We start from the raw sequence: 12,560 nt of genomic DNA, 5'->3' as shown, positions 1-12,560 counted from the left end.
AAACGAATAATTAGCAAATTAATAACAAAAATTTAGGAGCATCGACTATGAAACAGAATCAACATTTTGGCTTTGGCGATAAAACAGAAATACAAGATATTGGCGGTGGATTAAAGCGTCAAATGCTGGGTTATAACCATGAGTTGATGGCAGTTAAAATTTGGTTTGATAAAGGTGCAGAAGGCTACGTACATGCCCACCGTCATTCGCAAGTCTCGTATGTTGTAGAAGGCGAGTTTCATGTCAATGTCGACGGCGTGATTCAAATACTCCATGCCGGTGACAGCTTTTTTGTTCCGCCTCATGTAGATCACGGCGCGGTGTGTCCAACTGGCGGTATTTTAATCGATACCTTTAGCCCGCCACGTGAAGACTTTGTTGAGGACTTAGCATGAAAAACAGTCCATTCAAGCTAAAGCATTTACGTTGGCTAGTGGTGAGTTTAGTCGCCCTAGCCACCGTGATTAACTATATCGACCGCTCCGCGCTTGCGATTATGTGGCCTGGCATTGCCGAAGACTTAGGTTTAGATAAAAGCGATTATGCCAATATTATTACGGTGTTTATGATCTCTTATGCTATCGGTCAGTCTTTGTTTGGTAAAATTTTTGATGCTATTGGCACACGTTTAGGCTTTTTACTGTCCATCGTCGTGTGGTCGGTCTCCATTGCGTTACATGCTATTGCAGCCACTGCCATGTCATTTGCCATATTCAGAGCCATTTTAGGTCTGGGTGAAGCCGGTAACTGGCCGGGTGCCACTAAAGCCAACGCAGAATGGTTTCCAATTAAAGAGCGCGCCTTAGCTCAAGGTATTTTTAACTCAGGCGCCTCTTTGGGCTCTATTATTGCACCGCCACTCATTGCTTTTTTATATGCCTTTTTAGGCTGGCAAGCGACGTTTATTGTGATTGGTTCTTTAGGGCTTATCTGGATCATCCCATGGATGATTATCTACAAGTCAGCGCCTGATGCTCACCCATGGATCACCGAAACTGAACGCCAATACATTCTTACCGGGCAACAATGCTCAAGTGAAGAGAAACAAGCGAAAGAATACGTGCCTACAATGAGCCAGTTATTAAGCCATCGTGAAGCATGGGGGGTTATTTCAGCTCGCTTTTTTATTGACCCTATTTGGTGGCTTTTTGTTGCCTGGTTGCCTCTGTACTTAAATGAAAAATTTGGATTTGATGTTAAAGAAATTGGTGCATTTGCGTGGTTGCCTTATGTCGGTGCAGCTATTGGCGCATTGTTTGGTGGCTGGTTAAGCGGCCATTTATTAAGCCGTGGCTGGACCGTGAATAAAGCGCGTCGCAGCGCGATTGTACTAGGTTGTGTAGTCATGCTTCCGGCCCTGTTATTAACCTCACAAGCGGCCACACCTTGGTTAGCGATGGGGTTAATTGCGGTTATTTTATTTGGTTTTCAAACCGCGATTGGTAATGTGCAAACCTTACCTAGCGATTATTTTTCAGGTAAAACCGTGGGGACATTAGCTGGCATTAGCGGTACGGCGGCGGTGTTAAGTGTCATCATCACCATTCAATTGGTGCCAATGATGACTCAAGGAGGCGACTATACAGCCTTCTTTATCTTAGGCGCGGCACTGGTACCATTGGCGTTAATATCGTTATGGTTAGGCGGAAAAATACAACCCGTTAAACCCAAATCATAATATCTTCATGATCAGTAAAAAGGCTTGCTAACCCGGTGTTAGCAAGCCTTTTTTATATAAACAAATAACATCCATCGATTAGCATACTGACAGGCAAACCAGTAATATGATTAGCTATTGTGAATAAGGCGAATAAGAACACAAAAATGGACTACTTAGCAATCAATAAGCACGCATGGGATCAGCGTACCAATATTCATCTAGACTCATCATTTTACGACCTACAGGCGTTTATCGATGGCAAGTCATCATTAAATCCCATTGAACTTGAACAAGTTGGCAATGTACAAGGCAAAAGCCTGTTACACCTACAATGTCATTTTGGTCAAGACAGCTTATCGTGGGCAAGATTGGGCGCTAAAGTGACTGGGGTAGACTTATCAAGCGAGTCGATTGCAACAGCAAAAAAGCTGGCAGCCCAGTTGCATTTACCAGTAACATTTATCAACAATGACATCTATCAATTCGGTGACAATAACACCACGCAGTATGACATCGTCTTAACCTCATATGGCGTACTTGCTTGGTTACCCGATTTAACTCGTTGGGCACAAACCATTGCTGGCGCATTAACCCCTGGCGGTGAGTTTCATTTAGTTGAATTTCATCCGTTTAATGACGTCCTGTCGGGTTATGGATACTTTGCGCAGTCACAACCAGATGTCGAAGATGAAGTCACCTACACCGAAAACCACAACGACCAAATTGAAACGGTAGTCACTTGGCCGCACCCGATAAGTGAAGTCATTAGCGCACTCATTTCGGCGGGGCTACGTATTGAAGGGGTTAATGAGTATCCTTTTAGCCCCTACGACTGCATCGAAGGCCTGGAATTTATCGACAAAAAAGGGTATCAACTCATACACAATGATCACCCTATCCCGCTGATTTACTCAATTAAGGCTAGCAAAGAAAAATAGGCTGACACGGTAATGTTTTACATACCCAAGTGCGTAAATTATTGATGTGTTTTAGGCGGTAAAAATAATATTCTTAGACGTTGTTTTAACGATAATTGAGGCTTAGTCACATCACGCCACATGTCGCGCCACTCACTAAACGTAACCACGAGTGGGTTAAAACTGTTGACGGGTTTAGTAATGCCGTATCGCACGGTTTCAATTTCAGGCTCAAAGGTGCCAAACATTTTATCCCAAATAATCAACACACCAGCGTAGTTTTTATCAATGTATTGCGGGTTGCGCCCATGGTGAACACGGTGGTGAGACGGTGTGTTAAAAATCCACTCTAACGGGCCTAAGGATTTAATCGCCTGGGTGTGAACAAAAAACTGTAAGCCCAAATTGAGCAATACCGCAAACACCACCCAGTTAGGGTCGAATCCAATCACCACCAAAGGCAACCAAAATAACCACATTCCAGCTAATGGATACATAAGGCTTTGTCTAAAAGCGGTACTAAAATTCATATTTTCAGAGCTATGATGTACCACATGGGCAGCCCACATCCAGCGAATGCGGTGGCTTGCGCGATGAAACCAGTAATAGCAAAAGTCTTGAGCTATCAGTAATAAGCCAAATGTTAATAGCGTCATGTCGATATCGAACAAACGCCAACCAAAGAAGTGTAAATAGATTTTGGCTATCAATAAGCCTGCAATGATATCGGCGACTTGATGCATCCCTGCCAACACAAAATTGCACAACACTTCTGCAGGGCGATATTGGGCATTTTCAGGTAAACGTTTAGCGCGCACACCAAACCACCATTCCAACAAAATACAGCCGAAAAAAATTGGTGCCAGTACCAGTAATAACCACTCAGGGTGAGCAATCAATAAATCCATATCCATATTCACTGTCCATTTATTATTATTTTTATCGTTTGAACAACCGCGTTATATCGGCCGCTTTATGTCATTTGGTCTATCACCATTTAGCAAAATGGTCTTCTGTTAACCCTAGCTGATTATGTAGACGGTATTGATTACCGTTGTTATCGGTTATTACGCCACTAAAATAGCCGATATATTGCCTAAAGTTATTCTTCAACCAGATTAAATTGAGTTTCTCACTGCGCTGGTTAAGCGGCCTAAAATACAAATCGACTTGACCATCATTGGTGGTGATATGCCACAGATCTTGTTGCGAATGTCGATTAAAATCAAATTGCGCGGCGCCTAATAAGTGACGCTCGCCATTTATCCACATCACATTCTCTGTTTGACCAGTTTCATTCACCCCTGCGGCAAGGTTAAGCCCGATAATTCCCACCTCAGTTTGCGCATTAATTGATGCCCAGCGCCAACTGGTTTCGCGGCGCATAAATCCAGCAGAAAAGTCATAACCTGCTAGCGCATATTGCAACGGTTGTGGCTCATGATGAATCGTTAATTGCCCGGTTACCGTTAAACCATTATGCTTTTGCGTATAGGTCCAGCCGTTATAACCGGTTGGCGTACATATGCTTATCGGCAAACTTAGCGGAGCAGGTTGTATGCGTAAATTGGCCTGAATATCCGCCAAATTTATTTCAACGTGCCATTGGCCTTCGACAATATCAATCGCAACACCTTTTCGCTTACTGCCTATTGCTGCTCGTCCTTGTTTAGGTGACTCACTTAGTTGGCAGCCGATCCCTAACGGTGTTAACCACTGCGTTTGCCTGAGCTTATTGGCTTTAATGTCGTAAAGGTAACAAAAACCATTGGCAACATAACGAATATCCGCAACGGCCAAGGCAATAATATAATGAGGGGTAATAATGCTAACAAATTGAAATTGCTTAAAATCAAAGTGTTTCGATAACGCTGAAGCAGGCTTATCCATCTCATTGAAATAGGCAAACTGTTTTACATTGAGTGAATCGACAATACCATCAAAAATACCAAAAACTGGTTGTCCATCAGTGGCAATCAATTTGGGTGGCGCTAATTGTGATTGAACATGCTGCATTGGTTTTCCTGCTTCGGCGACGATTTAGTCAACGAAATAAAATGTACGCAATAGAAAGCGACGAAATAGAATTTAACCAAACTAAACTGAATTGATGATAGCTTCAAGTCACCATTTAGACTGATAGGCAAACAATCGCTTCCATAGAGCATCCGAACCGTCTACGCCGCACATAATTGTTTAAGCAATATGCTATTGCACTGGAATGGTAAACAATTTCTGGTATCCTTTAGCTACCTTTTGTTAAAAATTATTGCCATATGAAGTCACTCATTCCCGTTTTACTGTCATCATTATTACTCACAGCTTGTGCCAGTTATGAGCCAACTCAAATCGGTCTTAATCCAACGCTTGGTGCGGTTAGCTTGCAAACCGAATCTGACACTCAGGTGTTAATCGAAACCATAGACACTCGTGAAGCGAGCTTTGTGTTACGCATTACTGAAGGCGATAAAGCGCCGCAATTGATTGGCACCACAGAGCCGATGCGCCAACAACTTGATAAGCTGTTCCGTAACGGTATGATCAAAGCCGGCTACGTCGTCGACCCTGCTGCACGTAACTCAGTACAATTCCAATTAAATTACTTATTGGCTGATGTTACCGACACCACATTCAGCTTTGAATCCAAAACCCGTTTAGTGATCAACGTACTGGCAAAAAATGCTCAGCAACAATTCACTAAATCATACAATGCTAATGGCTATCTTAAAGGCCCATTAAGCCCCGACTTTGCTACATTAGAGCTCGATATTAATCAATTAATCGACAAGCTCACTACCGAAATCCTTAACGATGATGAACTGCATCAGTTTATTCAACGTTAATCCCCTCGGTATTTTCTCTATTTAGCTATCTGCGGCATCAACACGATGCCGCCCAAAGGACTCTCACTATGTTTAAATGGCTCGCCACCAGCCTGTTGCTGGTAACCAGTTTATCTGCCATAGCCGCTGTTGATATTCAAAAAGACACTATTTACCCACAAGTGGAGTTCGACACATCCATGGGCAAAATTGTGGTTGAATTAGACCGTACCCGAGCGCCATTAACCATCGATAACTTTTTAACCTATGTGGTAAAAGGCGAGTACGACAACACAATTTTTCACCGTGTTATTGCAGAGTTTGTCGTACAAGGTGGCGGATTAACCACTAAACTTGAAGAACGCCCATCAATGGCGCCTATTGTTAATGAGTCTGGTAATGGTCTGTCTAATGCCATGGGCACCATTGCCATGGCGCGAGATAACGATCCACACTCGGCCACAAGACAGTTTTATTTTAATGTCGGTGACAACAAAAAATTAGATCCATCAAAACGTCGCTGGGGATACACGGTGTTTGGCGAAGTGACCCAGGGGATGGATGTGCTTGAAGCCATCTCATTGGTTGAAACCGAGCACAACAGCACATTAAATTGGCCAGATGTACCGGTTAAAACCGTATTGCTGAAAAAAGCGACATTATTGCCACGCTAAAACAATCATTACGCGCTTAATCATCATTAACAGTTAGGCGCGTTATCGGCATTTTGATTATTTTCTGAACACCCACCATCTTTCCGCTTATTGTTTTTGCTCAACTTTTTATTCCCGTACTTTTCAACCCCTTAATTTAAATAGTAATTATATAATTATTTAACATAAATTAATTTTGTCATATTTTCTATCATGGCCAAATTTTGGGTCTATACTCTAATTTTAATCAACGTCGTCGCTGTTTCATCATGCATCCATTACCAAGGACATTTTTCATGACAGCTAATGATTTTATCGAAACCAAAGCGCCACAATTAGCTTATTACGGCAAAGCCTTTTTAGACAATCAACTCGATTACAAAGAGATTCAATTGTATATGTGGGATGTACTAGAAGAATGGCAATGCATTCCAAATAAGCAATCTGCCGACCTACCCAGTGATACAGAAAAAGTTTTTTGGCACTTACTGTATTGTTTTGACCATTGGTCAGGATGGGCAATTAAAGGAAATCAATATCTTCGCCAACAAGTACACGACTGCTGTGACTACATTAATATCGGCGGCAATATGCCTCAAAGCTGTATTGGTATCAGACCTTAATCATTTTTAACTCAAACTCGTTCAATAAACTGCGTGAATGGCTTGAACCTAAACCCCTTGCAACATAAGCTAGAGCCATTCTCCTTTATCCAGTTGTCTTATGTCGGTTTTCTTCTCTCAAGCACGTGAAGCCTTGTCGGTTTACTACCACAAACGTGTGTTCATTTTATTATTGCTGGGGTTCTCTGCTGGCTTACCGCTTATGCTGGTCTTTTCAACGTTGAGCTTTTGGCTGCGTGAAGCGGGTGTTGACCGGGCCGCCATTGGGTATTTCAGCTGGATAGCCCTAACCTACGCTTTTAAATGGGCATGGTCTCCCCTTGTCGACCGTATGTCACTGCCATTATTTACACGTTTTTTGGGGCGGCGACGTGGCTGGATGCTCTTTGCGCAATTGTGCTTAGTCGGTGCCATTTTAGGCATGTCGGTAAGCGACCCTGTCGTTAACCTTGAACGTTTAGCCTTGTGTGCTTTATTACTCGCATTTGCTTCTGCCACTCAAGATATTGTTATCGACGCGTTTAGGATTGAGTCGGCACCCGAAAAAATGCAAGCCGCACTGGCTGCGGCTTACCAAGTGGGTTATCGCAGTGCGATGATTATTGCCACCGCTGGCGCATTAACTATCGCTGCGTGGGTTTCCCCTGGTGATGACTCTTATAATTTAGAAGCCTGGCAAACGGCATACTTTGCTATGGCCATGTTGATGGGCGTGGGTATTTTAACCACCCTATTTAGTCAAGAACCGCAAGTCGATACCAAGCATGCTGACGAAAAAGAACGTCAACTACGGGCAGACTTTGCCGCAAAATACCCAAAGAAAATCGCTGGGACCATGGCTTGGCTTTATAGCGCCAGCGTTTTGCCGTTTATTGACTTCTTTAAACGTTATGGCAAGAGTGCAGTTTTAATCTTACTGCTGATTTCTTGTTATCGTATTTCTGACATCGTCATGGGTATTATGGCCAACGTGTTCTACGTTGATATGGGCTTTAACAAAGAAGAAATCGCCTTTATCAGTAAGGTCTACGGCTTAATCATGACCTTAGTGGGTGCAGCCTTTGGTGGTGTGTTATTGATGCGCTATGGCACCATGAAGATTCTATTTTTAGGCGCATTATTAGTGGCTATCACCAATTTATTATTCGCGTGGCAGGCTTATATTGGTTACAACATCCCCTTTTTAACCTTTGCGATTTCGGTCGATAACTTCAGTGCCGGTATTGCTACCGCAGCATTTATTGCTTATTTATCGAGTTTAACCAGCAGTGGCTACAGCGCGACACAATACGCGTTATTGTCGTCGATTATGCTGCTGTTCCCAAAGTTTATCGCCGGATTTTCAGGCTTATATGTCGATGCATTTGGCTACATCAACTTCTTTGTCGCAGCAAGTTTGATAGGCTTTCCAGTATTGCTGTTAGTGGTCTTGGTCAATCGCTCGCAAAACCAAGTCTCTGCTGCCGCAGTGGCATCGCCTGACGGGACAATTGATGTGTCAGCGGATAAAGGTTAACAGAGCCGCTGGAGCCTCGGGGTAAGCTAGGGCTATAACCAATTCATTTGGATACAACGGATGACTCCGAATATCAGAACAGCCACAAGTCGATAGCAAAGTGTCCACAACTTTACCGGTTCCCCAAGGGCATGCCTTAAAAACACAAAAGCCGATAAGGTTTCCCGTATCGGCTTTTTATTTCGGCGTTTAACGCTAAGGTATGAGTCGCTTTAAGAATTAATCTTTAAAGTTATCAAACTGAAACGGTTGGCCTAATTCTGACTCTTTAGCCAATCGCATTACGGCTTGTAAATCATCACGTTTTTTGCCGGTTATACGGACTTTGTCGCCTTGAATGGCTGACTGCACTTTAAGCTTGCTGTCTTTAATCGCTTTAACCAGCTTTTTGGCTACCAATGTATCAATACCCTGCTTAAAATTGACTTTTAAACTGAAGGTTTTACCGCTATGTATTGCCTTGTCGTCAACTTCCATTGCAGATGGGTCAACATTACGTTTACTGAGCTGCATGCGCAATATGTCGACTAATTGCTTACAAATAAAGTCATCTTCTGCTTTTAAAGTGACAACATTATCTTTCAAATCAATTTCTATTTCTTTACCACGTAAATCAAATCGGCTAGACACTTCACGACGGGAGTTCTCTACTGCATTACGTAGTTCTTCTTCATCAATTTCTGATATTACATCCATAGATGGCATGTTGCTTTCCTCTTTGATACTTCATCGGGTTATTCACCCAAACGCTCATGGTTTAGTTTATTTTACACTAGGTAGATTTAACGGGATAGTAACGTGCAAATCTAACCGGTCTACTTTCGCAAAATTGTGGCAAAGATTTACTTGATTAACAAAAAATAACTAAGCGGGTGTTTTTAATACAAAGGTATCATTAATGCCCATTATCATTGGATTTTATCAATAGTCGATAGCCATTCTTAAGACTGAAAAACACGCTAATTGAACAATTATGAACGAGCTTAGTGGTTTATTCGTGACAATATCAAACAGGTTTCTTATTATTAAGCATATTTTCGTTTCACAAGGCTGATGTAACGCTCGTGATCACTTACAAAAACATGTTTAAACTTGCGTTAGTTGCCGCCGTAATTGTGACCAGCTATTTAGTTTTCTCTAAACCGAACTACCCACAAACTTTTTCTCATATGGATAAAGTGGGCCACTTGGGCAGTTTTTTTGCACTCTCGTATCTTGCTCACTACGCCTTTAAACCAAAATGGTATTATTTATGTGCCGCATTAGGCAGCTACGCCATTTTGATTGAGCTTGTGCAATCTCGCTTACCTTATCGCAGTGCTTCGGTTGGCGATGTCGCAGCCGACTTTGCTGGTATCGCTTTATTTTATCTACTTAATTTTTCGATATTACAATATCGTAAATTAAGAAATAAGCCTTAATTACGCATCACTATAAGGCCTGATGATGGCAAATACATTAACAATACCATCCAACTCGCCCAATATCGCCATACTGGGAGCGGGCGCAATAGGTCAGTTAATTTATCACCAGCTTTGCCATAGCGACAGCGCCCTACCAAGTAACGACATAGCCTTAATTGGCCGCCAGCCGCATACTCAGCAACAAAAATTGCAGTTTACTGACCATAGTGGGATCACTCATAGCAGCGATGCTTTGATATTGGGGACAAACGATCCTCGTCTTGCTGAGGTCAGTTTGTTACTGGTGTGCGTTAAAGCGTATCAAGTTGCAGAAGCCCTGCTGCCGCTGCTTAATAAATTATCACCGCTGTGCCATATTGTATTATTACACAATGGTTTAGGGCCGCATTTAGTGGTTACTGAGGCGCTAGCGCAACACCCAAGCCAAGGCTTAACACTGGGCACGACATCACAAGCGGCATTAAAAATTAACCAGTGGCATATTAAGCACACCGGATTTGGTGTCACTCAACTGGGCTATTATTGTGGTAGTGAATTAAGCGCAGAGCTAGAAGCACGAATGGATGGATTGCATCGAGACAATCAAGCGCTTGAATGGCATCAACCGGTATTAGCAGTATTGTGGCAAAAGCTGGCAATTAATGCGGTAATTAACCCATTAACCGCGCTGCATCATTGTGCTAATGGTCAATTAGCCAATGATGAATATCGGCTGCAAATTGCTGCTATTATTGAGGAGTTAGTACACGTCGCCAAATGCGATGGGATTGAGTTAGATCCCGTCTTGATAAGCGCCAGAGTGTATCAAGTCATTAAGCTCACAGCGGCTAACTACTCATCTATGTATCAAGATGTGGCCCATCATCGAGCCACTGAAATCAACTACATTAATGGCTATATTTGCCAGCAAGCACAACTGCACAGATTAGCGGTCCCGCATAATCAACAGCTACTCGAGCAAGTGTTACAACTTAACCCTTCTTGATCGTCTTGCTCACCTTAGCCAATCTTTAGCTATAACCATTTATCTGATGTCGCCATTAACTCCACATCACCAAAATAGCGGCGATTGCAATGAGCACCAAGCCAGCGACATCGTTAGTTTTGACTTTATCCTTAAGCCAAAACGCCGCAATAATCAGCGTGAAAAACACTTCCACTTGCCCCAGAGTTTTGACATAGGGCACCGCTTGTAACGACATAGCACTAAACCAACCAATTGAGCCAATACAACTGGTGACGCTTATCGATAACGTGAGTGCTGGCCTTTTCCACAGCGCGACTAGCGTTGATTTATCTTTTGCCAGTAAATAAGCTATCAGCACAACCGTTTGAATACTAATAACCCACAACAACACCCATGCTGCACGATGAGTAAACGGCCCTTGTAGGGTTAAACTTGCTTCGCGCACCCAAAGGGATGTTAAGGCAAACGCACTGCCACAGGCTAGACCTAACAACACGGTTTTAAGTGATAATTGTTTGAATCCTTGTTTACTGCTGAGCAGCATAATCGCAATACCGCCCACCACAACGCCAACCCAACCAAGTAGTGACAACTGGGTGCCGAAGAAGAATACCCCAAGGATTGCGGCGACTAATGCCTCACTCTTTGCTAGCCCTGCCCCTATAGCAAAGTTTTGCATTTTGAACAGCTTAACCATTAAGCCAGTAGCAAGAATTTGCATTGATGAGGCGCCAATGACAAAGCCCCAAAATGTCGCGCCAAAATCTGGCATCGCTGCGGGCTGGTATTGATGCAAGCTAAATAAATACGCTGCGGCTATCGGCCCTGCCCAAATGAATCGAGCGAGCGTGACTCCAGCAACACTAACCTCTTTACTCAGCTTACTTTGAAAGGCATTGCGCCAAGCCTGCATAAATGCAGCAAGGAAGGTAAATAAAATCCACATCGTTACATCCAGAAAAACAAAAGCCCCAACTTTGTAAAAAGTCAGGGCTTATACAAGGGCAACCAGATTACTGTTTACCACAATGAAAAGACACAGATTACGGTGTAAATTGATTAAAACTCAACTTGCCTGTTCTCTTCTTTGTTCATTGTTAATAACGGTTCTTACTTGCTGGTATCAATAAACTCAAATGATTTAACCAAGTCATCGACAGCTTTCATCTGAGTAAGATACTTTTCTAGCAAATGCAGTGGCAATGCACACGGGCCATCACATTTTGCATTATCTGGATCAGGATGCGCTTCAATAAACAAGCCTGCTAAGCCTAACGCCATGCCACTGCGTGCCAGCTCAGTCGCTTGTGCACGACGGCCACCAGCAGAGTCTGCTCGTCCACCTGGGCGTTGTAGTGCATGAGTCGCATCAAAGATTACCGGATAACCGGTTTGCTTCATTTCGTCCATACCCAACATGTCTACCACGAGGTTGTTATAGCCAAAGCTGCTGCCACGTTCACACAAAATAATGTTGTCGTTACCGGCTTCATTAAATTTGGTGATGATATGACGCATTTCATGTGGCGCTAAAAATTGCGGTTTTTTCACATTGATCACAGCGCCGGTTTTTGCCATCGCCACCACTAAATCGGTTTGACGAGCTAAAAACGCTGGCAACTGAATAATATCAACCACTTCTGCAACAGGTGCACATTGGTGTACTTCGTGCACGTCGGTGATTAATGGCACATTGAAAGTTGATTTAATCTCTTCAAAAATACGTAAGCCTTCTTCCATACCAGGGCCACGGTATGAATTAACCGATGAACGGTTCGCTTTGTCAAATGACGCTTTAAACACATAAGGAATACCCAACTTTTGGGTCACTTCAACATAGTGTTCTGCAATCGACATGGCTAAGTCGCGAGACTCAAGCACATTCATACCACCAAATAGTACAAACGGCTTGTCATTGGCCACTTGAATGTCATTAACTAACTGAATAATTTTTTGATCCATTTGAACCTCTTTGCGC

At 42.9% G+C, this 12,560-nt stretch carries 14 protein-coding genes; 9 read left to right on the top strand and 5 right to left on the bottom strand.

The window, feature by feature from the left end; genetic code table 11:
• The first annotated feature begins 47 nt into the window (after positions 1-47).
• The 3 genes from AC19MX_RS05605 to AC19MX_RS05595 all read left to right on the top strand — a co-directional run bounded on the left by AC19MX_RS05605 (position 48) and on the right by AC19MX_RS05595 (position 2,598).
• The gene (locus tag AC19MX_RS05605) at positions 48-395 is read left to right on the top strand and encodes a cupin domain-containing protein (RefSeq protein WP_160054082.1); all 348 of its coding nucleotides are present in this window, start codon (positions 48-50) and stop codon (positions 393-395) included.
• Positions 392-1,678 (top strand): MFS transporter, encoded by a 1,287-nt coding sequence (locus AC19MX_RS05600; RefSeq protein WP_498296917.1) that lies wholly within the window; start codon positions 392-394, stop codon positions 1,676-1,678. The genes AC19MX_RS05605 and AC19MX_RS05600 overlap by 4 nt, the downstream gene beginning before the upstream one ends.
• A gap of 146 nt (positions 1,679-1,824) precedes the next feature.
• Positions 1,825-2,598, top strand: coding sequence for a class I SAM-dependent methyltransferase (locus tag AC19MX_RS05595; RefSeq protein WP_498296915.1), 774 nt, complete (start codon positions 1,825-1,827; stop codon positions 2,596-2,598).
• Between the two features lie 38 nt (positions 2,599-2,636).
• On the opposite strand, the gene AC19MX_RS05590 is transcribed toward AC19MX_RS05595, so the two are convergent.
• Entirely contained in the window at positions 2,637-3,491 is an 855-nt protein-coding gene (locus tag AC19MX_RS05590; protein ID WP_498296913.1) for a sterol desaturase family protein, read from the bottom strand.
• A gap of 76 nt (positions 3,492-3,567) precedes the next feature.
• A complete protein-coding gene (locus tag AC19MX_RS05585) occupies positions 3,568-4,593 on the bottom strand; it encodes a DUF2804 domain-containing protein (RefSeq protein WP_498296911.1) in 1,026 nt (341 codons plus the stop codon).
• Between the two features lie 260 nt (positions 4,594-4,853).
• Between AC19MX_RS05585 and AC19MX_RS05580 the strand changes: the two genes are divergently transcribed.
• The 4 genes from AC19MX_RS05580 (at position 4,854) to AC19MX_RS05565 (ending at position 8,191) form a co-directional block, all read left to right on the top strand.
• Entirely contained in the window at positions 4,854-5,420 is a 567-nt protein-coding gene (locus AC19MX_RS05580; RefSeq protein WP_498296909.1) for a YajG family lipoprotein, read from the top strand.
• Positions 5,421-5,488: 68 nt separating this feature from the next.
• On the top strand, positions 5,489-6,073 hold the full coding sequence (locus AC19MX_RS05575) for a peptidylprolyl isomerase (RefSeq protein ID WP_160054076.1): 585 nt from the start codon (positions 5,489-5,491) through the stop codon (positions 6,071-6,073).
• A gap of 275 nt (positions 6,074-6,348) precedes the next feature.
• Entirely contained in the window at positions 6,349-6,675 is a 327-nt protein-coding gene (locus AC19MX_RS05570) for a hypothetical protein (protein WP_432399448.1), read from the top strand.
• A gap of 100 nt (positions 6,676-6,775) precedes the next feature.
• Complete coding sequence (locus AC19MX_RS05565) at positions 6,776-8,191, top strand: AmpG family muropeptide MFS transporter (RefSeq protein WP_498296907.1); 1,416 nt, start codon at positions 6,776-6,778, stop codon at positions 8,189-8,191.
• 219 nt (positions 8,192-8,410) lie between these two features.
• On the opposite strand, the gene AC19MX_RS05560 is transcribed toward AC19MX_RS05565, so the two are convergent.
• Positions 8,411-8,896 carry a YajQ family cyclic di-GMP-binding protein gene (locus tag AC19MX_RS05560; RefSeq protein WP_432399450.1) on the bottom strand — a complete coding sequence of 162 codons (486 nt, stop codon included), beginning with the start codon at positions 8,894-8,896 and terminating at the stop codon, positions 8,411-8,413.
• Positions 8,897-9,255: 359 nt separating this feature from the next.
• Here AC19MX_RS05560 and AC19MX_RS05555 point away from each other — a divergent pair, with 359 nt between their 5' ends.
• A complete protein-coding gene (locus AC19MX_RS05555; RefSeq protein WP_498296905.1) occupies positions 9,256-9,612 on the top strand; it encodes a VanZ family protein in 357 nt (118 codons plus the stop codon).
• Positions 9,613-9,637: 25 nt separating this feature from the next.
• On the top strand, positions 9,638-10,600 hold the full coding sequence (locus tag AC19MX_RS05550; protein ID WP_498296903.1) for a ketopantoate reductase family protein: 963 nt from the start codon (positions 9,638-9,640) through the stop codon (positions 10,598-10,600).
• 55 nt (positions 10,601-10,655) lie between these two features.
• Here AC19MX_RS05550 and AC19MX_RS05545 read toward each other — a convergent pair whose 3' ends face one another.
• Together AC19MX_RS05545 and kdsA are read right to left on the bottom strand one after the other, a co-directional pair.
• On the bottom strand, positions 10,656-11,528 hold the full coding sequence (locus AC19MX_RS05545) for a DMT family transporter (RefSeq protein WP_498296901.1): 873 nt from the start codon (positions 11,526-11,528) through the stop codon (positions 10,656-10,658).
• 164 nt (positions 11,529-11,692) lie between these two features.
• On the bottom strand, positions 11,693-12,544 hold the full coding sequence (kdsA, locus tag AC19MX_RS05540; protein WP_432399454.1) for a 3-deoxy-8-phosphooctulonate synthase: 852 nt from the start codon (positions 12,542-12,544) through the stop codon (positions 11,693-11,695).
• Positions 12,545-12,560 lie beyond the last annotated feature (16 nt).

This window comes from Shewanella sp. MF05956 (assembly GCF_059758055.1).
This window is presented reverse-complemented; position numbering and strand designations above follow the sequence as displayed.